The 25,794-nt window shown below is 29.3% G+C and carries 24 protein-coding genes; 3 read left to right on the top strand and 21 right to left on the bottom strand.

Annotated features, from left to right (window positions below):
• Window positions 1–2: 2 nt before the first annotated feature.
• The 8 genes from thrC to GQX97_RS04220 all read right to left on the bottom strand — a co-directional run bounded on the left by thrC (window position 3) and on the right by GQX97_RS04220 (window position 9,629).
• Window positions 3–1,058, bottom strand: coding sequence for a threonine synthase (thrC, locus tag GQX97_RS04185; protein ID WP_157150688.1), 1,056 nt, complete (start codon window positions 1,056–1,058; stop codon window positions 3–5).
• A 321-nt stretch (window positions 1,059–1,379) separates the two neighbouring features.
• On the bottom strand, window positions 1,380–2,747 hold the full coding sequence (locus tag GQX97_RS04190) for an aldehyde dehydrogenase family protein (RefSeq protein ID WP_157150689.1): 1,368 nt from the start codon (window positions 2,745–2,747) through the stop codon (window positions 1,380–1,382).
• Between the two features lie 272 nt (window positions 2,748–3,019).
• Window positions 3,020–3,718, bottom strand: a complete 699-nt coding sequence (gene deoD / locus GQX97_RS04195; RefSeq protein WP_157150690.1) for a purine-nucleoside phosphorylase — start codon at window positions 3,716–3,718, stop codon at window positions 3,020–3,022.
• A 62-nt stretch (window positions 3,719–3,780) separates the two neighbouring features.
• Window positions 3,781–4,551 (bottom strand): HAD-IIA family hydrolase, encoded by a 771-nt coding sequence (locus GQX97_RS04200; protein ID WP_157150691.1) that lies wholly within the window; start codon window positions 4,549–4,551, stop codon window positions 3,781–3,783.
• 26 nt (window positions 4,552–4,577) lie between these two features.
• A complete protein-coding gene (locus GQX97_RS04205; protein ID WP_157150692.1) occupies window positions 4,578–6,269 on the bottom strand; it encodes an amidohydrolase in 1,692 nt (563 codons plus the stop codon).
• A 269-nt stretch (window positions 6,270–6,538) separates the two neighbouring features.
• A complete protein-coding gene (locus tag GQX97_RS04210) occupies window positions 6,539–7,039 on the bottom strand; it encodes a dihydrofolate reductase (RefSeq protein WP_157150693.1) in 501 nt (166 codons plus the stop codon).
• The gene (locus GQX97_RS04215; protein WP_157150694.1) at window positions 7,036–7,836 is read right to left on the bottom strand and encodes a thymidylate synthase; all 801 of its coding nucleotides are present in this window, start codon (window positions 7,834–7,836) and stop codon (window positions 7,036–7,038) included. Before GQX97_RS04215 ends, GQX97_RS04210 begins: the two co-directional genes overlap by 4 nt.
• Window positions 7,837–7,901: 65 nt before the next feature.
• Entirely contained in the window at window positions 7,902–9,629 is a 1,728-nt protein-coding gene (locus tag GQX97_RS04220) for a DUF262 domain-containing protein (RefSeq protein ID WP_157150695.1), read from the bottom strand.
• A gap of 291 nt (window positions 9,630–9,920) precedes the next feature.
• Between GQX97_RS04220 and GQX97_RS04225 the strand changes: the two genes are divergently transcribed.
• From GQX97_RS04225 to recO, 3 genes are all read left to right on the top strand, one after another.
• Window positions 9,921–11,210 carry a hemolysin family protein gene (locus tag GQX97_RS04225; protein WP_157150696.1) on the top strand — a complete coding sequence of 430 codons (1,290 nt, stop codon included), beginning with the start codon at window positions 9,921–9,923 and terminating at the stop codon, window positions 11,208–11,210.
• A 93-nt stretch (window positions 11,211–11,303) separates the two neighbouring features.
• On the top strand, window positions 11,304–11,471 hold the full coding sequence (locus GQX97_RS04230; RefSeq protein WP_157150697.1) for a DUF362 domain-containing protein: 168 nt from the start codon (window positions 11,304–11,306) through the stop codon (window positions 11,469–11,471).
• A 72-nt stretch (window positions 11,472–11,543) separates the two neighbouring features.
• A complete protein-coding gene (gene recO, locus GQX97_RS04235) occupies window positions 11,544–12,329 on the top strand; it encodes a DNA repair protein RecO (protein ID WP_157150698.1) in 786 nt (261 codons plus the stop codon).
• Here the strand turns inward: recO and GQX97_RS04240 are convergent.
• The 13 genes from GQX97_RS04240 to fliP are packed head-to-tail and all read right to left on the bottom strand — an operon-like array spanning window position 12,306 to window position 25,698.
• Window positions 12,306–12,980, bottom strand: coding sequence for an HAD hydrolase-like protein (locus GQX97_RS04240; RefSeq protein WP_157150699.1), 675 nt, complete (start codon window positions 12,978–12,980; stop codon window positions 12,306–12,308). The two genes, recO and GQX97_RS04240, sit on opposite strands and share 24 nt — an antisense overlap.
• Window positions 12,980–13,957, bottom strand: coding sequence for a hypothetical protein (locus tag GQX97_RS04245; protein WP_157150900.1), 978 nt, complete (start codon window positions 13,955–13,957; stop codon window positions 12,980–12,982). The genes GQX97_RS04240 and GQX97_RS04245 overlap by 1 nt, the downstream gene beginning before the upstream one ends.
• 12 nt (window positions 13,958–13,969) lie before the next feature.
• A complete protein-coding gene (locus tag GQX97_RS04250; protein WP_157150700.1) occupies window positions 13,970–15,937 on the bottom strand; it encodes a DUF342 domain-containing protein in 1,968 nt (655 codons plus the stop codon).
• Window positions 15,938–15,950: 13 nt separating this feature from the next.
• A complete protein-coding gene (gene whiG, locus GQX97_RS04255; RefSeq protein ID WP_157150701.1) occupies window positions 15,951–16,763 on the bottom strand; it encodes an RNA polymerase sigma factor WhiG in 813 nt (270 codons plus the stop codon).
• 30 nt (window positions 16,764–16,793) lie between these two features.
• On the bottom strand, window positions 16,794–17,483 hold the full coding sequence (locus GQX97_RS04260; RefSeq protein WP_157150702.1) for a hypothetical protein: 690 nt from the start codon (window positions 17,481–17,483) through the stop codon (window positions 16,794–16,796).
• Window positions 17,484–17,511: 28 nt separating this feature from the next.
• Window positions 17,512–18,390, bottom strand: coding sequence for a MinD/ParA family protein (locus GQX97_RS04265; RefSeq protein WP_157150703.1), 879 nt, complete (start codon window positions 18,388–18,390; stop codon window positions 17,512–17,514).
• A 35-nt stretch (window positions 18,391–18,425) separates the two neighbouring features.
• Window positions 18,426–20,210, bottom strand: a complete 1,785-nt coding sequence (locus tag GQX97_RS04270; protein WP_157150704.1) for a flagellar biosynthesis regulator FlhF — start codon at window positions 20,208–20,210, stop codon at window positions 18,426–18,428.
• Window positions 20,211–20,227: 17 nt separating this feature from the next.
• Window positions 20,228–20,401 (bottom strand): hypothetical protein, encoded by a 174-nt coding sequence (locus GQX97_RS14780; RefSeq protein WP_198391197.1) that lies wholly within the window; start codon window positions 20,399–20,401, stop codon window positions 20,228–20,230.
• A 43-nt stretch (window positions 20,402–20,444) separates the two neighbouring features.
• Window positions 20,445–22,565: a flagellar biosynthesis protein FlhA gene (locus tag GQX97_RS04275; RefSeq protein ID WP_157150705.1), complete on the bottom strand. Its 2,121-nt coding sequence runs from the start codon at window positions 22,563–22,565 to the stop codon at window positions 20,445–20,447.
• A gap of 13 nt (window positions 22,566–22,578) precedes the next feature.
• Window positions 22,579–23,793: a flagellar biosynthesis protein FlhB gene (flhB, locus tag GQX97_RS04280; protein WP_157150706.1), complete on the bottom strand. Its 1,215-nt coding sequence runs from the start codon at window positions 23,791–23,793 to the stop codon at window positions 22,579–22,581.
• Window positions 23,790–24,593 (bottom strand): flagellar biosynthetic protein FliR, encoded by an 804-nt coding sequence (gene fliR, locus GQX97_RS04285; protein WP_157150707.1) that lies wholly within the window; start codon window positions 24,591–24,593, stop codon window positions 23,790–23,792. The genes flhB and fliR overlap by 4 nt, the downstream gene beginning before the upstream one ends.
• Before the next feature lie 27 nt (window positions 24,594–24,620).
• Window positions 24,621–24,890 carry a flagellar biosynthesis protein FliQ gene (gene fliQ, locus GQX97_RS04290; RefSeq protein WP_147730250.1) on the bottom strand — a complete coding sequence of 90 codons (270 nt, stop codon included), beginning with the start codon at window positions 24,888–24,890 and terminating at the stop codon, window positions 24,621–24,623.
• Window positions 24,891–24,915: 25 nt separating this feature from the next.
• Window positions 24,916–25,698, bottom strand: a complete 783-nt coding sequence (gene fliP / locus GQX97_RS04295; RefSeq protein WP_157150708.1) for a flagellar type III secretion system pore protein FliP — start codon at window positions 25,696–25,698, stop codon at window positions 24,916–24,918.
• Window positions 25,699–25,794 lie beyond the last annotated feature (96 nt).

A 25,794-nucleotide genomic window follows, 5' to 3' on the forward strand; every position in this document is an offset into this window, starting at 1 on the left:
AATCATATTCCTATAGCTTTTCTTATCTCTTCTATATTGTTGTCAACTTTTATAGGAGCATTGCATATTTTTATTGCATTGTCAGGGTCTTTAAGCCCATTTCCTGTAAGTACAGAAACTACAACATCACCTTTTTTGAGTTTTCCTGCTTTATAAGTTTTTATAACTCCAGCTAAAGAAGCAGCAGAAGCAGGCTCAGCAAATATTCCCTCTTCTCTTGTAAGCATCTTATAAGCCTCTAATATTTCATCATCAGTAACAGAATCTATAAAACCATTAGATTCATTAGCAGCATTAACAGCAAGTTTCCAGCTTGCAGGGTTACCTATCTTTATAGCAGTAGCCAATGTTTGAGGATTTTCTATTACTCTATTTTGTACTATAGCAGCAGAACCCTCAGCCTCAAAACCTATCATCTTTGGTAAGCTTGATACCTTACCATTTTCTTTATATTCTTTAAAACCCATCCAATAGGCAGATATATTTCCTGCATTTCCAACTGGTATAGCTAAATAATCAGGAGCCTTTCCTAAAGTATCACAAATCTCAAATGCAGAAGTTTTTTGACCTTGAAGCCTAAAAGGGTTAATTGAATTTACCAATGTAATTGGATATTTATTTGTAATATCAACAACGGCTTTTAATGCCTCGTCAAAATTACCTTTAATAGCTATAACCTTAGCACCATACATCAAAGCCTGTGCCAATTTACCTAAAGCAATATTTCCATCAGGAATAACTACTATACATTGTATACCGCTTCTTGCAGCATATGCAGCAGCAGATGCAGAAGTGTTTCCTGTAGAAGCACACATTATAGCCTTAGAGCCTTCTTCAAGTGCCTTAGCAACTGCCATTACCATTCCTCTATCTTTAAATGAGCCTGTAGGGTTAAGCCCGTCATATTTGAAATATAATTCTATTCCTCCAAGTTCTTTTCCTATCTTTTCTGCTTTTATTAATGGGGTGTTTCCTTCATGCAAAGTTATTAATGGGGTTTTATCTGTAATAGGTAAATATTCTTTATATTCTCTTAAAAGTCCATTCCATGCTTTCATAATATTATCCTTTTAACTTTATTAATTTATAAAAATTAATAATTATTATTAATAGTATTTAATATAGAATATAATATAAACAACAATTTTTCAAGTTTTAATTACTATTAAATAAAAAATTTTGTAATATACTAAAAATTTTTAGGTTTGTCAATTTTTTGTTGTTCTTTTTCCCTCAGCTACGCACCCATACCTAAAGGTACTCCTTTCAGTCGTAAGCACTCCCTTTGGTTGCGGTGCAGACTTTGTCAAAGAAGCAAAAAGTGCAAGTTTAAATAACTTAAACCATATTAATTATACATTATATATAAAATAATATTTTTATTTTTTAAATAACTCAAACAAAAACTTTAACGCTTTTATATTTTTGCTATAAGGCGGATATTTGGTGTTAAGCTCAAAATTATAATTCTTTTTTAATACTGTAGTTTTCTTTGTAAAGCATTCAAAACTATAATAACCATGATACTCTCCTATTCCGCTTGTTGAAACCCCACCAAAAGGAGCATTGTTATTTAATATATGGCTTATAGTGTCATTTACAGATGCCCCACCAAAAGAAATATTGTTTAAAAAATATTCTATAAAATTATTATCATCAGAAAAAACATACATAGCCAAAGGGTGAGAACATATTTTATATATAATATCTCTTGCCTTTTCTTTGGTGTTGTAATAAATTATAGGAAAAATAGTCCCAAATATCTCATCTCTCATCACATTATTTTCTAAACTATCAGGCTCTAATAATGTAATTGAAAGAGATAATGCTTCATCATCATATTCTCCGCCGTATAATATTTTTCCATCATTTAAATAACTTTTTAATCTCTCATAATGACTTTTATTAATAATTCTGTTTAATTTTCTCTCATCTTCAAATAATTTTATTTCTGTGTTGAATGCATCTAAAAACTTATCTTTAATATTTTTGTTTACTAATAAATAATCAGGCGACACACAAGTTTGCCCAGAATTAATAAACTTTCCCCATATTATTCTCTTTAAAGCCTTGTTAATATTTTTTATATTATCATCAACTATAACAGGAGATTTTCCTCCAAGCTCTAAAGTAAGAGAAGTTAAAAAATTAGAAGCATTATTCATTATAATTTTTCCAACCCTAGGAGAGCCTGTAAAAAATATTTTATCATATTCTATTTTTGTAGTATATTCTGCAGGAAAAGATTTGTCTACAACAGCAATATACTCTTCATTAAATGTTTCTTTTATAGCAGAATATATTGCATCATAAACATTAGTTGTTAATTGCGAAGGAAGTATTATAGAAGTATTACCTCCAGCAATAGCGCCTATAAGAGGAAGAAAAGTTAATTGCAAAGGATAATTCCAAGGCGATATTATAAGCGATACTCCATAAGGCTTATTCATTATAATTGTTTTAGAATCTATTGTGAGAAAATTTCTTTTAACTTTTTTATCTTTCATCCAAGTTTTTAATTTTTTTATAAAAAGATTTATCTCATCAATTATAATAAATAACTCAGTGCCAATAGCTTCAAACTCAAGCTTAGCCATATCTTTATTGAGTGCATTAATAAAATTAGCCTCATTTTTTATAATCATAGCTTTTAGTTTTTTTAGCTGCTCTATTCTAAAAGAATATTCTAAAGTAGCACCGCTTTTAAAAAACTCTCTTTGCTTATTTCTTAACTCTTCTATGTACATAAAAATAATATTCCTTAAAAATAATTTTTTAATTTTAAATATTTGCAGGGCTTTGCCCCGCACCCCAGTTCTTTTATTGGTATAAAAGAACCAAAAGAACTGCATTTTTATTATAAATTTTATAATTTAATTGTACATTAAAAGGCACTCCCCCAGCACGACTAAGAAATTATAATTAAAGCATAACATTACCGTGCGGCAAGGTGTACAGCTCGTACGCGGGAAAAAGAACAAGAAAAATTTACAAGAAGTAATAACTTAAGTACATATAATCAAGCAAGCGATAAAGCCACTTCCATCATATTAGTAAAAGTTTTCTCTCTTTGTTCTGCTGTTGTGGCTTCTCCTGTAACTAAAGAATCTGATATAGTAACTATACAAAGAGCATTTACTCCAGCATAAGCAGCATTCATATATAAAGCAGCAGCTTCCATCTCTACAGCTAATACCCCCATTTTTGACCATTTAGGTGTAGCGTTGTTAGCCCCATAAAATACATCAGATGATAAAATATTACCCACATGATAATTTACTTTCATCTCATCAGCTTTATTAACAGCCCTTCTAAGTAAATTATAACTAGCAATAGGAGCATAAGTGCCCGGAAGTTCAAACTGTGAAGCATAATTAGAATCAGTACAAGCACCCATTCCTATAACCAAGTCCCCAATATGAAGCTTATCAACTAAAGCACCAGCAGTACCAATACGTATTAAATTTTTACAATCATAAAAATGTATAAGCTCATAAGAATAAATACTGCAAGAAGGCATTCCCATACCAGTACCCTGAACAGAAACTCTTTTACCATTATATGTTCCAGTATAGCCAAACATATTTCTTACACTATTATATTGCTTTACATTCTCCAAAAAATTCTCTGCTATAAACTTAGCCCTAAGAGGGTCCCCCGGAAGAAGAATAGTTTCTGCAATATCTCCTTTATTTGCTGATATATGTGGTGTAGCCATAATGTGTAACTCCTTTTTTCAATATAATTATTATAAACAAAACTTTAATCTTTTAATGTACTTCAAAGTTTTTCAACATCTATCTCTGCCACAGAATTAAATATATAATTTGGTTTATATGGAAACTCTTTTAACATTTCCATTTGTGTAACTCCAGACAATACCAAACAAGTTCTCATTCCAGCACCAAGCCCCCCAAGTATATCAGTATCCATTCTGTCGCCTATCATAACAGTATTTTCACTATGTGCATTAATTTTATTTTTGGCAAGAGACATCATAATAGGATTAGGCTTACCAACTATATAAGGTTTTTTTCCTGTAGCTGTTTCTATAGCAGCAAGTATAGGCCCTACTGCAGGTATAAGCTCTCCATCTGGAGCAGGATCTGTTATATCTGGATTACAACCTATAAATCTTGCTCCTTTATTTATAAGCGAAACAGCCTTTTTAAGCATATCATAATTAAAAGCACTAGTCTTACCAACTACAACATAATCAGGATTAACATCATTTATACTATATCCTATATTATAAAGCTCGCTCACCAATCCGCCCGTACCTATAACATAAGCACTTCCATTTTCTTGCTGAGTCTTTAGAAATTTTGCTGTTGCCTGTGCTGCTGTAAAAAAATGTTTATCTTCCAAGCCATCTATACCAAGAGATTCTAATTTTCTTTTTAAATCAATTGGTGTTTGTTCTGCATTATTTGTTAAAAATAAAAAAGATACATTTTTCTCTAAAAGCATATTAATAAAATCTTTAGCACCATCTATTAAATTATTTCCTCTATAAATTACTCCGTCCATATCTGATATTATACTAACCATATTAACCTCTTTTATTGTTTTTTATATTATTTTTTATATAAAGTTTTTCCTTCTTTTATTGTCTCTAAAACTTCTATACTGTTCATATCTTTAGCATCTATTTTTAATGGGTCATCAGAAAGTATTACCAAATCTGCTAATTTACCTTCTTTCAAGCTTCCCTTTATATCTTCTTCTCCATTTTGATAAGCAGCATTTATTGTGATAGCCTTAAAAGCATTTAGAGCATCTATTTTCTGATTTTCTCCAAGCAACACACCATCTCTTGTAGTTCTATTTAAAGCACAGCTTATAGTCTCTATCATATTAGGTTTTATAACTGGTGTATCTTGATGATATGTAAAAGGCAAATTGTTGTCTAATGCAGTTTTACTTGCACTTATTTGAGAAGCTCTCTCCATTCCTAAGTTTATTATATGAGTGTCTCCCCAATAATATATATGAGCAACAAATAAAGAAGGTATTATATTAAACTCACTCATTCTTTTATATTCATTCTCTTTTACAATTTGGCTATGAACTAATACGGCTCTATAATTGTTTGTAGTGCCTCTCTCTGTCATAACCTCTGATATTGCATCAACATATTGCTCAGCTGCGGCATCTCCATTACAATGAGCCTGCAATTGCATTTTATCATCAAAAGATTTTCTTACATATTCTTTTACAGTGTTATAATCATGTATAGGGTATCCTCTATAACCTTTCTCTCCTGTTATATAAGGCTCTTTTAACCAAGCAGTTTTTGCCTGAGGAGAACCGTCTAAAAATATTTTGTAGCCTGATATTTTAAATCTGTTGCTGTATTTACCAATCAACTCTTTGTGTTCATCAAAAATATTAGGAGCATTTTTCAAATCTATATAACCTATTATATCTATTTTAAATCTATTATTTGTTATCATATTCTCTATTAAAGGAAAATCACTATTTACTATTAAAGAGTTTTGAGCAGTTGCAATACCATAACTTAAATAAACATTCTCTGCCTGATTAACAAAGTTCATCATATCTTCATCGCTAACCTTAAAATCAACCTCTCTAGCATATTTCATAAAAGCACTCTCTTCCATATAACCAGTAGGCTTTCTGCTATTAGGATATCTTTCTATAACTCCGCCTTCTATATCTGGAGTATTTTCATCTACACCAAAATATTCTAATGCTTTAGAGTTCATGCTTCCAACGTGACCTGATGCATGCGTAATAAATATAGCTAAGTTTGTAGAAACTTTATCTAAATCATCCCTTGTAGGATTTTTTTTGCCCGGAAGTAAATTATTATCATAACCAAAACCTATAACCCAAGCACCGTTTGTAAGTTTATTATTTTTTATATAATCTTCTAATCTTGAATCAATTTCTGCTATGTTTGTACAGCCTGATAAATCTACGGTTGTGAGAGCTTGAGCAAAACTTATTATATGACTATGAGCATCTATAAAAGCAGGCATTAAAGTTTTACCTTTTAAATCTATTACTGACTTATTTTTTATTAAATTATTTGCTTCTTCATCAGTGTATGCTACTTTTGTGATTATTCCGTTACTTACTTCTATAGCCTTAGCATATAGAGTCTCTTCTGTGTTTCCTTCCATAGTTATAATATTGCCATTATAATACACTTGTAAATTATTATCTTTTTTACTTGCACAAGAAATGCAAATAAGCGAAATAATTAAAATAAACAAAATTGATAAATAAAACAATTTCTTCATAGTAATATTCCTCATTATTATCATTTATTAATAACAAGATTATATATTATAAAGAAAAAATTACATAATACTTTTTATTCTGTTAAATATCTAAAAACTATATTTTATAAAAATATTTTTAATTTTTTTATTTGCGGTGGCTTTGCCCCCGCACCCCCACTTCTTTTATTGGTATAAAAGAAGCAAAAGAACTGCATTTTTATATAAAGAATTATCAGTATTATAAGTAATAACGGGAGAAAAAGTTCTGCAACTTACGGTTGACAAAGTTAAAAATCTTTAGTATATTCCACAATATTAACATCTACATCATCATAAATAAAATTCTTTAATATCTTTGAAGAAAATAATTTGCTATCTACCTCTGGAAAAAATCTGTCGCAATTATAATTCTTATTTATATGAGTAAGATATATTTTATCTGCATAATCCATTGCTCTTTTATAAATAGACTCACCTCCTATAATAAATATTTGATTATGCTTTTCTAATAATAATTTGGAAATAGCATTTTCAAAACTACTTTCATAAAAAAGGTTATCATATTTATTTGAAAGCTCATTTTTATTAGATGATATAACAATATTTTTTCGGTTTGGAAGAGGCTTTGAACCTAAAGACTCAAAAGTAACTCTACCCATAACAACAGCATATCCTGTGGTAGTGCTTCTAAAAAACTGCATATCCTCTTTAATGTGCCCCCAAGGCATTACACCATTTAAGCCTATACCATTTTTTGAATCAACAGCAGCAATTAATGAAACTATCAAACTGCTACCTCCGCTTTTATTGTTGGATGATATTTATAGCCTTCTAATCTAAAATCCTCATAAACATGGCTAAATATATTCGGACGATCTTCTATAAATAATTCTGTAGTCTGTTCATAAGGCTCTCTTGAAAGCTGAAGTTTAACTTGCTCCATATGATTGCTATAAATATGTGCATCTCCAAATGTCATTATTAATTCTGAAGCTTTAAGCCCGCTATGCATAGCTAAAAGCCTTGTAAGTATAGCATAAGAGCTTATATTAAAAGGAACTCCCAAAAATAAATCTGCAGAACGCTGATATAAATGAGTTATTATACCGCCTTCATTATTAACAAAAAATTGGCACATCATATGGCAAGGAGGCAAATGCATTTTATCAATCTCCCCCACATTCCAAGCATTCAAAATATTTCTTCTGCTTGTTGGATTATTTCTTAATGTATTAACAACATTAGAAATTTGATCTATTTTATTTCCCTCTTTTGTTTCCCAAGCTCTCCACTGTTTTCCGTATACTGGACCAAGCTCTCCCATATCATCAGCCCACTCATCCCATATATGAACATTATTTTCAAGCAAAAATTTTATATTCGTTGAGCCTTGCAAAAACCATAATAATTCTATGATAACACCTTTCATAAATACTCTTTTTGTAGTTATAATAGGTATTTTATTTCCTTCAAATTTAAATCTTAACTGCGGAGCAAATATTCTTCTAGTACCAACCCCTGTTCTGTCTTTAGTATCCTCACCCTCTTCTAAAACTTTTCTTAATAATTCCAAATAGTTTTTCATAAACAATCCTAATTATTTTATATAAAGCATTATTATATATATTTAAAATATTTTATCAATAATTTTTATTTAATATTAAATTTTTTACATAGTTCTGATATCATTAACTCCTTTCTATTTTCGCAAAAAAGTATAAAATTCTCTGGTTTATAATCAATATCTGGTATCAAATTGTATATTTTATAGTCTTTTGAATTACTAATTTTTTTCTCTACCCAAGATTTAAAATCTTCAGCAGATTTAGCAGAATTTTCTGAAGCACCTAAAAATTGTAAATTTGATATATTATTTACAAGTTTTGCAACTTTATCAGGATCTAATCCCCAAGATTTTATATTTGCTTCTTTAAAAGAGCTTTTAGGATAAAGATGATCTATAGTTATTTGATCGTTAATATTAGGTATATTAATGATAGATGATAAAACTGAAAATAATAGTTTTTTATCCGTATTTTTATAATCCGTTTTTTCTACTAACTCTATAACATCTTCTTTATATAATGAAATATCCCCTCTTTTCCCTCTAAATTCAGCTCTAATACTTTCTAGCGGAAAATCATTAGAACCATTGTTTTTTATTATCTCTCTATATTTAGTTAAAGTATTATCTGAACCTCCGCCAAATATTTGCTTTATTTGAGACATTCTAAACCATTTTAAAATTTCACAAGTAATATCTTTATTAGACTCAATAAAATTATCACTGGCATTAATAGTTTTTAAAAAATATGCAATAGGCAAAACAGCATTATAAGAACTAATATATTCTTTACTATATCCATAATATTTAAGAATACTAAAAGACAATATTAAGTATTTTCTTATAGTTTCCCATAATTTTTCTATCTTTATCATATTATCTATAACAAAATTCTTAACAAAAAATTTAACATTTATATCAGCTAACATTAGAGATGATTTCATAATAAAATCTTTGTTAATATTAAATCCCAAATTGTTTATATTAAATACTAAATCTTCTATTTCTTCTCTAGCATTTTTATTTTCCCAAGTTGCTGAAATTGTAGACATAAGTAAATCAGAATAACTTAATTCTGTACCGCCGCTATTAACTCTTACAAATATATTAAGAACTTTATCTAAATCTTGAGAATTTTCTTCATAATAGTTTATTACAGGATCACTGTTTATTTTACTTTTAAAATTATTTATAAGATCATACACTTTTTCTTTATTTTCATCTTTTAATTTTTTTACATCACTATGATGTATAATAAAAAATGATAATTCTTTTTCAAGTATATCTCTAACTTTTATCCATAAATTTTTATCATCAGCCAATCTTTGTTCTGCTTCTTTTTCAGATAAAAATTTAAACTCATATTGATTAGTATTATATTCTTCAGTATTAGGAGAATATAACAGATTTAAATACAAATATTTTTTTATAAATGGATCAACAGTGTTCTTTTTAGCTCCTTTTTTCTTTTCAGTATAACTTCCATATAAGCCTATATATATTGAAGTTAATCTCTGCTGTCCATCTAAAATAGCTATAAATTCTTTTTCACCGCTTGGATTTAAACTGCTATTATTATTTTTTTGAGGATGATAATCTTTTATAAAATTATAAAAATTATATTCTTTTACTTTATCAGATTTTATTTTCCAAAATAGAAATGAACCTATAGGGTATCCGCTTAACAAACTATCAAATAAATTTTCAATTTGTTCTGCTTTCCATACATAGCCTCTTTGAATATCAGGCAAAATATAGTCTTGATCTTTAATACTGTCCATAACATCTGAAATAGTCTTTGATATATGAGCCATAATTTACTCCTTATATTAAATTGGTATTTTAACATATTTATTATTATTTTAAACAATAAATATATTGATTTATTATATTAAACATAATTATTAAAATAAAAAATGAAAATTTATATATAATCAATATACTCCAACTATTCTAAAATTTTCCCCTTGTAATTTTTTTTATATATTATAGAATATTTATATAAATAGGAATTTATTAATAAATATGCCGCTGAGTAATAACATATTCAAAAATCAATCTTATTTTTTCATGAGTAAAATCTACTACTTTTTTAAGGGAATATAATGGACATAATTATTATTATAATATTAATACTTTTAAATGGAATATTTGCTATGTCGGAAATAGCTATAATATCTGCAAGAAAAAGCTCTCTAACAAAAGACATTAAAGACGGAAATAAAAATGCACAAATAGCTTTAGACTTGGCTAATGAACCAGATAAGTTTTTATCAACCATACAAATAGGAATAACATTAATAGGAATACTAACAGGTATATATTCAGGAGACACTATATCAAAAGATTTATCAAACCTCTTAGTAAAAATAAATATCCCCGCAGCATATTCTCTAATAATATCTCAGGTGATAATAGTAGCATTAGTTACTTATCTAACATTAATATTTGGTGAATTGGTTCCAAAAAGATTAGGTATGGTTATGCCAGAAAGAATAGCAAAAGCTGTAGCAAGCCCTATGACTATATTATCAAAAATAGGAGCTCCTTTTGTGTGGATATTATCAAACAGTGCTATTATAGTTTCAAGAACTTTGGGTATAAAAGATGAAAAAACACCTATCACAGAAGAAGAAATAAAATCTATGATAGAAGAAGGCAAACAAGGCGGAGAGGTAAAAGAAGTAGAGCAAGATATTATAGAAAGAGCATTCTTTTTGGGGGACAGAAAAATAGAATCCATTATGACACATAGAGCTGATATAGTGTATTTGGATATAAACATGACTAATGAAGAAATAAAAAAAACAATATCCAAAAATCCTTACACCGTATACCCTCTAATAGATAAAACATTAGACAACATAATTGGTATTATAAAAATAAATGAAATATTTGATAAGTTAAACAACAGTAAATCAAAAATTGAAAAATACGCACAAAAAGCCACATACTTTCATAACAACATGGAAGTATATTTAGTGTTGGAAGAGATGAAAAAAAATAACACAAAAATAGGTTTTATATCAGATGAGTTTGGAAATATAGACGGTATGATTACCCAGCATGATATATTTTCTGCTTTGGTTGGTTCTATTAGCGAGACAAACCAAAATATGGATATAAGAAAAAGAAAAAACGGCGGATATTTTGTTGATGGACAATGCCCTATATATGACTTTTTAGAATATTTTGAAATAGAAGATGAAAATATATCAAATAACTATAACACCATAAGCGGACTAATATTAGAATTATTACAGCATGTACCAAAAGAAGGCGAATCTATAAACTGGAAAAACTTATCTTTAGAGATAGTTGATATGGATGGTGCTAGAATAGATAAAGTTATAGTAGAAAAGCTAGAAGAGAGCAAAGAAAATAAAGAAAATTAAACATATTGTATATTTGTATAATATGTAATATTGCTATAATTTTTTAGTTATGTTATAATGTCGTTACAGTTTAATTTTTTATGGAGGTAAATTATGCCACGTGTTATAAATAACGATTGTGTAGCTTGCGGATCATGTCTTCCTGAGTGTGCTTTCGATGCAATTAGCGAAGGAGATATTTACAAAATAGATCCTGAGAAATGTACTGATTGCGGAGCTTGTGAAGCTGTTTGTCCTAGCAACGCTATACATCAAGCTTAATGCTTAAGTAGGCATAACTGGGGGCGGGTCATTTATGATCTGCCCTTTAATATTTTTAAAAAGGAATTAAATTTGATAAAGAATTATGAGGCTTTTATATTATCATACAATAATTATAAAAACTCATCTATTATAGCCTCTTTTCTCACCCAAAAAAATATAATATCTTCTATTTGCTATCAAGCTAAAAAAAACTCTAAAGCTTTCGGCTCTGATTTAGAAAGCATATCAAAACTAAACATAAACATATACGAAAAAAAATCTGACAGCCTATCAATATTAAAAGAATCAAATATAATAAAAAATTATAATATCTTAGAAAAATCTATTTATTCATCATTAGCAGTATTTTATATAAGAGAATTACTATTATATTTTGCAAAAGATTTTGATGAGAGGTATTTTATTTTAATGGATAAAACATTATATGCATTAGAAGAAAATGAAAAACAAAATAAAGATAATTTGAAATATTATATAAATATATTATTAAGAGCCTTTGAAATAAAACTACTCTATATAGCAGGGCTTTCTCCTTTGTTAGATAATTGCGTATTGTGTGAAAGAGAAGATGCAAATTATTATTCTATTAATGAAGGTGGCTTAGTCTGTAACAATTGCAAAATAAATATAAAAGATGTTACAGAATTAGATTATAATGATATAGTGTTTATGAAACTAATAAAACATTCTTCTATGCTAGATATAGTAAATAATAATGATATAATAAAATATTATAATAACTCAATAACAACTATAAGAGATATACTACAAAAATCAATATACAATCATATACATAGAGAATTAAAAAGCTTAAAAGTATTAGAAGAGATTTTATTTAGTGATAATAATATCTAAAATTTGTTTAGTGTTATCTGCTATATATGTAGCATCTCTAAACTCTTCATCATTTCCAAAACCATATCTCACAGCAATAGAATCAAACCCCATATTTTTTGAAGCTTCTATATCATCTATTCTGTCTCCAATCATAATGGTTTCGTTTTTATTGAAGTTTTCTTTAAGAGAAACCTCTTTTAAAACATCAAGTTTATTTTTTATAACTCCTCCAAAAATAGCTCCATACATATTAGTAAAATATTTATCCAAATCAAAATGCTTTATTATTCTAACAGCAGATTCTAAAGGTTTCGCAGTTGCTAAATAAATATTGAAATTATTGCTGTGTAAAGTTTTTATTAAATCATCTATACCGTCATAAAGAGTGCAATTAAAAAGCCCATCGTTTCCATTATAGTCTTCTCTGTAATACTTTATAAACTCCATTGCCTTATCTTGATCATCATAAACATATTTTTTAAAACTCATATCAAGAGGAGGGCCAATAAATTTTCTTAGAGTATTATCTTCAGGCAATACAATATTTAAATTAGGATAAATCTCAGACATTTTTTTTATGCCATATTTAACAGCATTTGTAATACCATTAGCAGAATCTGTAATAGTGCCGTCCAAATCAAATAGAATATTTTTATATTTACTTTTCATTATCTTTCCACAAATATATATCCAGATGCAGGAAGTATCTCAAAACTTTTTTTCGATTTTTCTTTCATAGCCTTAAAAAGTAAATTAAGCCCTAAACTATCACTAGCCATATGCCCAGCACAAACAATATTAATACTATATTTTTTGCACTCTTCTATATGATTATCAGATAAATGCATCACAACTAAAGTACCAATACCCGCATTAGCTAAAGCAGAAATCATTCCAATATCAAAAGAAGCTCCCCCTGTCATATCTACAACAATCTTTCCCGCTCTATTTTTTTCATTTCCATTAAAAAGTTTAGGAGGATTATTATTCTTTGATGATATTTGATACTCTTCAATATCATTAAGTAAATCTAATATATCAGAAAGTTTATAGGGATTTTTTTCTTTTATAAGATTAGTTAAAAAAGTTTCAACATGATTATCTGCTAATGTATGCATACACATATAATTAATATTAAGAAGTTTAGCAGCAGTAACATCTCTGTTATGATTTGAAGGAGAAACAGAACGTTCAACTCCATTCATTCTTTTATTTGTGAGAGCCTCCGATACATTTACATTCACACCATTAAGATAGTTTTTATCAGTTTGCATAGCTATCACTTCATAAAACTTAGCATAAGCATAACCATTAGGATGATGCGTAACAACTAAATCAATATTTGTTTTTTTTTCATTTAATCTGTCAGCAAGCAAAAGCTCTGAAGTTTGCATATCAATACCGCAAAATATTTTTTTTATCTCTTTATCTTCTGCAATATTTAATATTCTGCTGTCAGCATATGGATTAAATAAATTATCCTTATCAAAACACTCTTTTTTTCTTTTATCTTTTATAGCCTCATAATCTTTTTTTACTATATCAAGCTCTTTTTCTACAATATCCCTTCCCCTCGGGTCAGCATCTATTGCACATTCTACAGCAGTCTTATAAAAATCATTTATATTAAAATATTTAGCCAAAATCAAAACTCCAAATTAAATATCATTTTTCTTATCGTTTTTAGGCTCGCCTCTATATTTATCAATTTGTATTAAGCCTTTATCTTCATAGAAAGTAACAGCCTTATAAGTTTGTCTAATATCAAATTCCCCGCTTCCTATAATAAGCTTAACACCAGCTAATGCTTCTTTTCCAGCACTTATTGTAGACTCTACCTTTTCTATTTCCATTTGCTGTACTAAAGCCTCTCTCTCTAAAACAATCTCCTCTCTTCTGCTATTAGCCTGTTCAAGCTGTTCTTTTAAGCTTTGTAATTGTTCAGTTTTTTCATCATCCAATTTTCTCACCTTAGCAGCCTGCTCTAACGATTTAATATTTCTTTCTATCTCTTCTATAGCAACATCAAGCTCTTCTTTTTCTTTATCCATAGCAGCAATACTTCTTCTTTTGGCAGGACTTACACCTGTTTCTATAGTGGTTTTTGTTCCAGAAGGAGAACCTAATACCTTACCATTAACTTCATATAAAGCTCTTAATACTCCTCCGCTTGCAGAAGCTCTTTTACCAGTAAGTATTATTCTATTATCAGCATCTATATTAGAATTAAGTATAGCCTCAGTAACTACAACATTATTACCAGATTCAACATTAGAGAACTGTATAAACTTAGCAATAACATCTCCACCAGCCCTAACAAAACTGTTCTCATTACCCTGAATACCAAGTTTTACTATAATGTCTCCCTTAGCCTCAAGGTCGCATTTACCAACAGTACCATTAACTTCTATATTACCTTCAGCTTTTATAGAGAAATTATCACTAACACTTCCCTTAACAAGCACACTTCCTATAAAACTAATATTACCAGTCTCAGGTCCAACATCTCCAGAAACTTCAAACACAGGTTCAACGCATAATAATTTACCCTTTAATAAAACCTGACCATTCATACCCGCAACTATATAATCACCCTCTATAACAACATTGTCCCCTAATATATCTTTTAAATCTATATCTTTACCGTCTTTAGCCTCTATCTTTGTACCCAAAACATTAATACCATGTTCCCCCTCTGTAGCAGGAATCTTATGTGCTAACTTTTGACCTTCAGATACATTCTCAACTATACTCAAATCTTTGTAATCTATAGACTCATCTTCATCTATATATTTTGGTATAACATCTTTATTAACTTTAACTAAATATTCTATTTTGGCATTCTGTCCAATCTTAGGATAAATTCCTTCAGCTGCAAGTATTGGAACATTAAAAGTACCTTCATCTAAAAGTTTTGAAATATTATCCTCTTTTAATCCAAATGTTATTCCGCTATTTTCTAATAACTCCTTAGCATCTTGCAAGTCAATCTCTCTTCCGCCATTGTTTGGCTTACTAACAGTAATATAAGCTTGCATATTATCTTCTGTAATAGTATATGTAATCTTAGCATTATATACAGATTTTGAAGGGTCCCAATCGGCTATTTTTATATACTCACCTTTTTGTTCATGTAAAACCTCTTTAGCTAAATTAGAATCATAATGTTTAAGACCAGCCTCTATTAATTTCTTCTCTAATAATTTAACATCTTCAATTCTAGTTCCATCAGCAGTAGGAGGAGAAACTTTTAAAAATACTCCGTCTCTCTTTACTCTTACTACTATACTTGTATCTTTATCAATTACAACATTATCATCCTTACCCATATTTGAAGTAGTAGAATAATCAACAGTATGACCATAGGTAATACTTGATTTATCATATTTTATATGTGTGTATCTTATTAAATAAGGAGTAAAATGAAGTTTTTTAAAAATACCAGTACTTCTATCTCTAATGATTTTATAAGACAATTCATATACAGGGCATTGAAATATAGCAGCTGCCTGATGCATACCATCTTCTAAATTTTCAACTTCCAATTCTATAGAACGCGAATTCTGATTATTATAAATATCTTTGTAAAAATCACTTTGTAAAATTTTTCTTTTTAATTCATTCATAAAAAACCACCTACTATAGTAATTGTTTTTTTATTTCTGAAAGGCTATATCTTAATTGCTGCACAGCCTTTGTATGAAGCTGAGACACCCTACTCTCTGATACATCCAATACCTTGCCAATCTCTTTTAAAGTTAACTCTTCATAATAATATAATATGAGAACACTTCTCTCTTTTTCAGGTAATTTATCTAAAGCCTCAACAATCTTCTTTTGAACATCTTTTCTCTCTGCAAGATATTCAGGATTATTTTTATCGCTAGCCTTTAAAGTATCCATTATTGATATTTCATCAGAATCATCACCATGATACCAAACCTCACTTAAAGAAGTGGTAGATGCTTCTATAGAATATCTCATAGTTTCATTAATTTTACTTAAAGGTATTCCCATAGTATCTGCTATCTCTTGAGAATTAACATTGCGTCCTAATTTGCTTTCCAAAAACTCTCTTACAACTTCTATATCTTTTATTTCTCTTCTTATAGATCTTGGAAGTTTATCTATTTTTCTAAGCTCATCATAAATAGCGCCTTTTATTCTTGTTGTAGCATAAGTTTTGAATTTAACTTCTTTATTTGGGTCATACTTATCTATAGCATCTATTAAACCTAAAGCACCATAACCTTCTAAATCTTTAAATTCTATATCGGGAGTTGCTTTCATGTTAAAGCTTATCTGATTAGCAACATATTTAACCAAATTAGTATATTTTATTACTAATGCTTCTTTTATATGAGGAGAGAGAGTTTTTTTATACTCAATCCAATACTCCTGCTCATTATCATCTGTAATATTTGGTATTATGCCTTTCTTATTCTTTTTCATAATGATACTCTACTTTTTTATTTTTTTGTTTTATTTACTTTCTTTTTTCTCTTCTTTAGCAAGCATAGTCCTCACTGCCTTAGCAACCTTCTCAGGATCTTCCTTCACTTCCCTCTCTAAACTAGCCGCATCAGCAGTTTCTTTTTTAAGAGGAAAATAATCACTTACATCTTCTGTATTAGAATTATCTGTAACGGAAGATATTATGTCTCCTATATCGCCTGTATTATGATAATCTACTTTTTTATTTTTATCAACATTTATATTATCAATACTAGGCATTATATCATTGTCTGCAACACTATTATCTGCTTTATTAATATCTAAAGAATCAGTAACAGGAGTTTCGGAGTCATTATTCCCTATTATACTATCTATACTATTAACATCCACATTTTCTTTAGAAGCTTCATCATTATTAGATATTTCATCATTAGCACTATTAGAAACATTAGAAGAATCAGAAACATTATTATCAAAAACCCCCGAAGACTCTATAACATCAGATAAAAACTTTTTTAGCACTATAGCTAAAGCATACAATATAATACCAGTAATTACTGTAGATATAAAAGCCCTTATAATAGAAACATCTATTCTATTTCTAAGCAATGTAGAAAATATAAAAGTAAGCACAAATGATATACCCATTATAATAAGCGACAGTTTTCCAAAATTGCTGGAAAAATATTTTTTTACCTTAGCCATTAAATCATTCATAAATAACCCTCTATAAGTTTTCAATTATTTAATAAGTTCTAGTCTCTCTTCTGCTGACAAAAGCAAATAACGATTCCATAAAACCAGTTAATCCTCTATTATCTTTCTCTTCATCATATTCCATATCAATAATTTTTTTAGCTATATTATGTATAGAAATAGAAGCATGACATTTATTATCATATTGATAAAAAGGAAGCTGCTGCGATACAGAATATGCAATAGTCTTATCTTCAAGAACATATCCCAAATATTTAATATCCATATCTAAATATCTCTTACTCACTTCTATAATTTTATCTCCAACATCTTTACCTTCAGAGGCCTTAGTTACCCTATTAACCAAAATTTTTATATCTGCCTTAGGATTTTCTGGAGCTATGGATTTTATTACACCATAAGCATCTAGTATAGCTGTAGGCTCTGGTATAGTAACAACAATATTCTCATCTGAAGAAAGCAAAAAATATAACACATTATCCGATATTCCCGCTCCAGTATCAATTATAATAATATCAGCATCATTTAAAGAATCCATGCTATTTATTAATTTAGTTAAACCTCTGCTAGATAAGTTTGCTAAAGATGAAAAACCAGAAGCTCCAGCAATATATCTAATACCATACTCAGTTTCAAGTACAACCTCATGTATCTTCTTGGTACCCTTTATAACATGATATAAATTATATTCAGGTATAGTACCCAATATAACATTAACATTGCCAAGCCCAAGATCCGCATCTATTAGAAGTACATTCTTTCCAAGCTGCTGCAATGCTATAGCTAAATTTATAGCAATATTAGTTTTACCTACACCGCCCTTACCACTAGTTATACTAATTATACGCTGAGGACGTTTATCCTTTACTTCCATCATTTTTCTTAATTCATCTGCTTGATCTTTCATAATATTTTATAATTCCTAATAATTAATTTTTTTTATTAATCGTTTCCAAATAAACCTTCTATCATCTTATGAGCATATCTCTTAGCAGGAGCAATATCTTTAGGTACACCTTGTCCATAAGTTACATAAGTGATAGGAACTTTACTCTTAGATATAGCACATAAAGATGAAGCTAAATAATCAGTTTCATCTACCTTAGTTAAAATAATGCCTTTATAGTTTGCAGGTTTAAATGCATTCATAATCTTTAGAGCATCTTTATATTTAGCAGTAGAGCTCATTACGAGCTGAACATCCATATCAAATCTTCCAACAGTGTTAAAATATTTTGACATACCTACTATCTCTTCAACACTCTTAGGAGAACGTCCCATAGTATCTATAAAAAGTAAAGATGAACTATCTAATTTGCGTATCTCTGCTCTCAAAGCTTCTGGAGTACTAGCACTAGTAAAAGGAACTTTCATTATACTAGCGTATCTTTGAAGCTGATCAACTGCAGCTATTCTATAATTATCTATTGTTACAAATGATACTTTCTTGCCTGATCTCATATATTGTGCTGCTATTTTTGGTATTGTTGTAGTTTTACCAACACCAGTAGGACCAACAAATACTACTATCTTCTTTTTAGCACCTATATCTATTCCATTAGCAAGAAGTAATCTGCTTGAAAAATATCTCTCTATCTCTTCTTTTATCACATCTTTAGATTGAAAAAATCTTGCATTGCTTGAAGTAAGCAAATATTCTCTTAATTCAAGTAAAACTTCTTCTGGAAACTCTCTATGTCTTAAAAAATTAAAACTCTCTTCCATGCTGTCTGCGGCAGAAGAGTCTTTAGTAATAATATTTCTATCAGAATAGGAATCATTATCCTCTTCAAAATCTTCTTGATAAAAATTATTATTAAAATTATCACCAATAGAAGAGTTTAAATGGTTCTCTTCTCTATAATTTTTTATTTCATCTATTTTATTTTTTAAACTTCTCTCTTCATTTTGAAATATACTATCATAATTATTATAAAAATTATTTCTTTCTCTTCTATTACTAGAATAATTTTTGGAGTTTAAATTATTTCTACCTATATTTGGAATATTATTTTCAAGATATTCTTTAACTATGTCTTTTAGTTGATCTTGAACAATTCTTTTTACATTTGCTTCTATGCTATCAACGTTAGCATTGTTTTTTTGTTGGTATTGGGAATTATATAATGAGTAATCATCTTCATTATGAGTATTTTTAGTATATGAAGTATCAGAATCACTCAATAAAGCTCCCCCCATCATACCAAAATTATAATTACTATTAAAATCATTTAAATTATTATTTACTTTTTTTTCTTCAACTCTCTCTTCAAATTGTATAGGCTTAAAAGGTTTATTTGTAATTTCACTGTTTTCTAGTTCACTAATATTAACTGTAGGAGTATCTTTTTTATTAATTAAACTCTCATTTCTTTCACGAGCAGATTTTTTTAAGGCATTATTTATACTAATAATTCTATTAGCCATTTCACTAGCATCCAACACTTCAGTTTTGTGTTTATTCATTTCTATTCTATCGCTATTTAATTTGCTTGAATATTCCTCATCTTCTTCTCTGTTATCTTCTCTTTCAGTATTTCTTCTTTCATATATAGAATGATTAAGCATTATTCTAAGCTCATGTGCAGTTTTTTTACCAAATCCCAAAAAACCGCCCACTTGAAGATCTTTACTTGTTAATATTAAAAAATTGTTACCATATTCAACTCTCGCCTTAGCTAATGCATCTGTTCTATCTTTTCCATTGATTACTTTTATGTCAACCATTTTAATAACTCCAAAAATTAATACTGCTCTAAAACGCCAATAGATACTTCAAATTCTTTTTTCATAACGCCGAATATATTTTTTCTGCTTAATTCTCTTATGCTAATAATAAAATAATTTTCACCATATTTATCCCTAGCCTGTTTTTCAATTTCTTCTCTGTTTTTTCCAAAGATTTTAATAGTCTTCATAATCATTACTCCAATAATATTTTATTAAAAACTTGTTTATTTTTTATTTTATACTCGCAATGCCTTTCACATTATAACCCTGTGCTATTTCTGTTGTTGCTATCACTTTATATTTACCAACATTCTTAGCAATAAATTGATACAAAGGTCTTCTTATTAGCGGTGAAACTAAGAATACTATTTCATCAACTCCAGACTCTTTAACTAATTTTACTGCATCTTTTATATTTTTTATGAGATTCTGCATACTTTCAAAACTCATAGCTATTATTTGTGAGCCTTGTATATTTCCGCTGTTAGCTAAATTTTGAGCTATATTGTTTTGAAGCTCCTGACTTAAAGTAATAACACTTATATTTCTTTGATCATCAGCTATAAGCTGTGATATTTGAGGAGCTAATCTGCTTCTTACCAATTCAGTAGCCTGTTCGCTTCCCATAACACTAATAGCATCTGCAACACCTTCTAATATAGTAACGCTATTTCTAATAGGTATTTCCTCTTGAAGTAAGTTTTGCAATACTTTTTGTATATATCCAAGAGGACTTTCATTATGAGGTTTAGAAGCAAGTATTTCTGATACAAGTGCCTTATTATCATCTTTAATACGGTCAAGCATATTCTGTACTTCTTCACGTCCAATAAGAAGATTAGCATTTCTTTTAATTGTTTCAGTAAAATGTGTAGCTATAACAGTTGTAGGGTCAAGCAACATAAATCCTTTTCTATCTGCAACATCTTTGTCAGCAACTCTAATCCAATAAGCAGGAAGACCAAAAGCAGGGTCCTTAACACTCTCACAATCAGCAGTAGGAGCTTCATTAGAATTAGCATTCAAAGCAAGAAGCATATTAGGACGAACAAAACCTCTAGCCATTTCTGTGTTGTTTATACTAATAGTATATTCATCTGGCTCTATAACCTGATTGTCTACTATACGAACAGGAGGTACAGATAAACCAATCTCTAAAGCAAGTGCTCTACGAACCTGAGTTACTCTGTGTATTAAATCGCCTCCCTCATTTTCCATTGCTAAAGGAACTAATGATACACCAATAGATAATTCTATTTTCTCTATTTTTAATAATGGGCTAACATCTAAAGGACCATTTTGAGGCTGCTCTTGAACTTCTGCTTTAGTGCCATCTTCATTAAGACCAAGCTCCTGCTGCTCTTTTCTTAGAGCGTAACCTGCTAAAAATAACGCTAATGCTATAACAAATAATGCTATCTTTGGAAAGCCGGGTAAGAACATTAAAAAGAATGCAAAACCTGCACCAATAAATAAATTCTTTGGCTTAGCAAAAACTTGTACAGCGATTTGAGTTGACAAATTATCCTCGCTGCTGCTTCTAGTAACAAGCAAACCAGTAGCAAAACTCATGAAGAAAGAAGGTATCTGACTTACCAAACCATCACCCACAGTAAAACGAGTATAAGCATCAGCAGCCTGAGCAAAAGGTTCCCCTCTCATTGTCATACCAATTATGAATCCGCCAACTATGTTTATAATAGTAATTATAATACCCGCTATAACATCACCCTGAACAAACTTTGAAGCACCGTCCATAGTACCATAAAAATCACTCTCGCTTCTTATCTTTTTTCTTTTCTCTTCTGCTTCTTTGTCTGTAATAGCACCAGCCTGAAGTTCGCTTTCAACTGCCATCATCTTTGAAGGCATACTGTCTAATGCAAATCTTGCAGCTACTTCTGATACCCTTGTAGCACCCTTAGTAATTACTACAAACTGAACTATTATAAGTATGATAAATATTACAACACCAACAACTATATTATTACCAACTACAAACTCAGCAAATGAAGTGATAACCTTACCATTAAAATTAGCACCCTGTGTAAGTATTGCTCTTGTTGTAGAAACGTTTAATGCAAGTCTAAATGCAGTCATCACCAAAAGCACAGAAGGAAATACACTAAACTCGCTGGCACTTTTTATGCTTAAAACCATAAGAAGTATTAACAAAGATATAACTATATTGATGATAAGGAGAAAATCTAAAACCATAGAAGGAAGCGGTATAATAAGCATCATTATTACCAAAACCGCACCTATAGCAAACATTATGTCGCTATGTCTGCTAAGATTTGTAGGTAATTTTATCGAATCTAAAAGCGATTTAGCATTATTAATAGTTGCCACTTTTCATTTCCTCCTATATAGCCCTTGCCATTTTTTCATTACGTATTCTATATACCTCGCCAAGTATTCTTGATACAACATGAAACAACTTCTCTGGTATATACTGCCCTATATCCACATTATAATAAAGCTCACGGGCTAAAGGTTTATTTTCTACTATTTCTACTTCATGTTCTTTTGCTATCTCTTTTATTTTTAAAGCAATATTATCAACGCCTTTTGCAGTTACTATAGGAGCATAATCTCCGCTTTGATATTTTAAAGCAACGGCAAAGTGTGTCGGGTTTGTAATTATTACATCCGCCTCTGGTACTGATTTAAGCATTGTTCTGCTTACTATCTTTCTAGCCATTTCTTGCAACTGATTCTTTACTAAAGGGTCTCCCTCCATCTCCTTAAACTCTTCTTTCATCTCATGCTTTGTCATCTTTAAGCTGTTAATATATTGTCTTCTTTGAAAATAATAGTCCACAACAGCAACTATTATCATAAATATCATTACCTTTCCTATCATCTCTAAAACTATAAAGAAAAATACATTCATAGCCTGTGCTAATTCCATATGAACCATATTAAATAAATCACTGCGTCTGCCGTTTATTGTTGTAAATGTTAATACTGCTATAACAAGCATTTTAAAAAGTATTTTAGCTAAGTTCATTAAGTTTTGAGAAGATATAAAAACTCTCTCTTTAAAATTTGACCAAGTTGGTGCTATTCTTTTGAAATTTGGTTTTAATTTTTTTGTGGTAAATAAAAATTGTGTTTGTGCTAAATTTACTCCTACTCCAATAATTAATGCTGCAAGCAAAATTATGCCAGCTGTTTTTGCTATCAATAAAACTATTTCTATAAATATATCAGGCAGTCCATCCATAGTCATTGTTGCATCAGCATTTGCAATTCTATTTAAAACATCAATAAAAAATTGTGATAATGTGTGAGTAAGATATCCTATAAGCAAAGCTATTAAAACAGTAGTAACACCTAATACTAAAGTTTGATTAATTTCTACAGAGTTTATAACACGGCCCTCTTCTTCTCTTGCTCTTCTCTTTTTTCTCTCTGTAGGAAGTTCTGTTCTTCCTTCATCTTCTGCAGATGCAAATAAAGTTAGTGCAAAACCTCTGCCTGTTAAACGCAAATATTTTCTATAAAGTTTAGCCCTTATAGAAATAAATAAATCTTTTACTTGTAAATATTTAATCAAAGAAGCAAGCTTTATCATACTGTGCCTCCTGATAAAAAAACAAATAAATTATTAATATCAGCAATTGTGTTTTGCATTATCTTCATAAAATTAGTAATGAGTACAGGAATAAGTATATAATACACAACAATTCCAACTGCTATTTGCATAGGGAAACCAAGCATTAATACATTCATTTGAGGAGCAGCTTTTGCTAATAATCCTAAACTTAATGAAAGTAAAAATAAAGTAAGCATTATAGGCAAAGCAAGTGATAAAGCAATAGAGAACATAGAACTCATATAATAAATCATTCTGTCTATTACCCCTTGAAAAGAACCTAAAAACACAGCTTTTGAAGCATCACTCAACACTGGCATAGCTTTAAAACTATTATACAAAGTTCTTATTACCCAATTCTGACCGTCTATAGCAATGAATATAAGTATTACAATTAAAGCCTGAAGCTGACCTAATACAGGAACAGTAATTTGGCTTATAGGGTCAACTGCCTCAGATATACCAAAACCCATTTGTATTTCAAAAAAGTTAGTTGTAACTTGGAAAGCCAAAAATATTATAGACATTAAAAATCCAATTAATATACCTATTAATGCTTCATTTACTAAAGTTAAAAAATATTCTAAAAAAGTAGGAGCAGCCTGAACTGATGTATTTGCTACTAGTGGAAAAATTGTTGCTGTTGCTATAAATGCTAATCCTGCTTTTATAGTATTTGGAATAACATTAGAAGAAAACAAAGGAGCTACTATGAGTATAGCCAAAAATCTTACCATTATGAGAAGGTAAATCTGAAAGAAATTAACAAAATTATCCATCTTCTAATTATTCCATTTTTTATTTATTTATCTTGCTATAGTAGGCAATATATTAAAAAGTCTAACAGTAAAACCGCTTATATAATTAATCATCCAAGAAGCCAAAAAATATATAACTGCAAGCATTGCTATCATTTTTGGTACAAAAGTTAAAGTTTGCTCTTGAATACTTGTAGTAGCCTGTATTATAGAAATAATAAGACCAACTATTATAGAAACCCCCAAAACAGGAGCAGATAGAAGCATAAAAGTCCATAATGTTTCTTGAACTAAAACAATAATAGAAGTATCATTCATAAATAACCCTCTTAATTAATATTTCCTAATTAAAACTTTGTACAAGCTGCAATATCAACAACTTCCAACCATCAACAGCCACAAATAATATTATCTTTAAAGGCAACGATATCATAATTGGAGGAAGCATTATCATACCCATAGCCATTAATATTGACGCTACAACTAAGTCTATAACTATAAAAGGTACAAATAAATATATACCCATCTTGAACGCTATAGTAAGTTCGTTAATAATAAATGCAGGCACAACAACTATAGTTGGAATCTTTGCTAAATCTTCTACAGACTGAATATCTCTTAATCTAACATTAGTATCGCTAATACTTAAAAATAAGTCCAAACTCTTCATACCGTTTTCACCTCTCAAAGAGTTGAACATAAACATTCTTATAGGCTGTATCCCTCTGCTGTATAAATCATTAACACCTATAGTGCCGTTTAAATAAGGCTGAAGTGCCTCATTATTTATTTGAGTTAATGTTGGCATCATTATAAAAAATGTTAAAAACAAAGAAAGCCCCATTATTAATGCTCTTGGAGGTGTTTCTTGTAAAGACAATGCCCTTTGAACAAAACTTAAAACTATAGAAACTCTCACAAAACTTGTAGTCATTATTATTATAGACGGAGAAAGTGAAAGTATAGTAAGCAAGAATAATATTTGAAGACCTAAGCTAACTTGCTGAGGTGTTTGAGCTTGAGTAATATTTAAATCTATTGCAGGTATAGGTATTTGTGTTTGAGCAAAAAGAGTAATCGGAGCAAATAAGCACAATATAACAATAACAGCGAGAAACTTTTTCATTTTTTATCATACCCCAATTTTTTTATTAAATATAATTAGAATTATACCGTTAATATATAAGTTATCATATTACAATAAAAAGTCAAGTATTATGTT

Source organism: Brachyspira sp. SAP_772, assembly GCF_009755885.1.
In the GTDB taxonomy this organism is placed as follows: Bacteria; Spirochaetota; Brachyspiria; order Brachyspirales; family Brachyspiraceae; genus Brachyspira.

Bases quoted from the DNA above. Each gene is read 5' to 3' on its own strand.
- thrC (WP_157150688.1), bottom strand. From the start codon at position 1,058: ATGAAAGCATGGAATGGACTTTTAAGAGAATATAAAGAATATTTACCT.
- GQX97_RS04190 (WP_157150689.1), bottom strand. From the start codon at position 2,747: ATGTACATAGAAGAGTTAAGAAATAAGCAAAGAGAGTTTTTTAAAAGC.
- deoD (WP_157150690.1), bottom strand. From the start codon at position 3,718: ATGGCTACACCACATATATCAGCAAATAAAGGAGATATTGCAGAAACT.
- GQX97_RS04200 (WP_157150691.1), bottom strand. From the start codon at position 4,551: ATGGTTAGTATAATATCAGATATGGACGGAGTAATTTATAGAGGAAAT.
- GQX97_RS04205 (WP_157150692.1), bottom strand. From the start codon at position 6,269: ATGAAGAAATTGTTTTATTTATCAATTTTGTTTATTTTAATTATTTCG.
- GQX97_RS04215 (WP_157150694.1), bottom strand. From the start codon at position 7,836: ATGAAAAACTATTTGGAATTATTAAGAAAAGTTTTAGAAGAGGGTGAG.
- GQX97_RS04220 (WP_157150695.1), bottom strand. From the start codon at position 9,629: ATGGCTCATATATCAAAGACTATTTCAGATGTTATGGACAGTATTAAA.
- GQX97_RS04225 (WP_157150696.1), top strand. From the start codon at position 9,921: ATGGACATAATTATTATTATAATATTAATACTTTTAAATGGAATATTT.
- GQX97_RS04230 (WP_157150697.1), top strand. From the start codon at position 11,304: ATGCCACGTGTTATAAATAACGATTGTGTAGCTTGCGGATCATGTCTT.
- GQX97_RS04240 (WP_157150699.1), bottom strand. From the start codon at position 12,980: ATGAAAAGTAAATATAAAAATATTCTATTTGATTTGGACGGCACTATT.
- GQX97_RS04250 (WP_157150700.1), bottom strand. From the start codon at position 15,937: ATGAATGAATTAAAAAGAAAAATTTTACAAAGTGATTTTTACAAAGAT.
- whiG (WP_157150701.1), bottom strand. From the start codon at position 16,763: ATGAAAAAGAATAAGAAAGGCATAATACCAAATATTACAGATGATAAT.
- GQX97_RS04260 (WP_157150702.1), bottom strand. From the start codon at position 17,483: ATGAATGATTTAATGGCTAAGGTAAAAAAATATTTTTCCAGCAATTTT.
- GQX97_RS04265 (WP_157150703.1), bottom strand. From the start codon at position 18,390: ATGAAAGATCAAGCAGATGAATTAAGAAAAATGATGGAAGTAAAGGAT.
- GQX97_RS04270 (WP_157150704.1), bottom strand. From the start codon at position 20,210: ATGGTTGACATAAAAGTAATCAATGGAAAAGATAGAACAGATGCATTA.
- GQX97_RS14780 (WP_198391197.1), bottom strand. From the start codon at position 20,401: ATGAAGACTATTAAAATCTTTGGAAAAAACAGAGAAGAAATTGAAAAA.
- flhB (WP_157150706.1), bottom strand. From the start codon at position 23,793: ATGATAAAGCTTGCTTCTTTGATTAAATATTTACAAGTAAAAGATTTA.
- fliR (WP_157150707.1), bottom strand. From the start codon at position 24,593: ATGGATAATTTTGTTAATTTCTTTCAGATTTACCTTCTCATAATGGTA.
- fliQ (WP_147730250.1), bottom strand. From the start codon at position 24,890: ATGAATGATACTTCTATTATTGTTTTAGTTCAAGAAACATTATGGACT.
- fliP (WP_157150708.1), bottom strand. From the start codon at position 25,698: ATGAAAAAGTTTCTCGCTGTTATTGTTATATTGTGCTTATTTGCTCCG.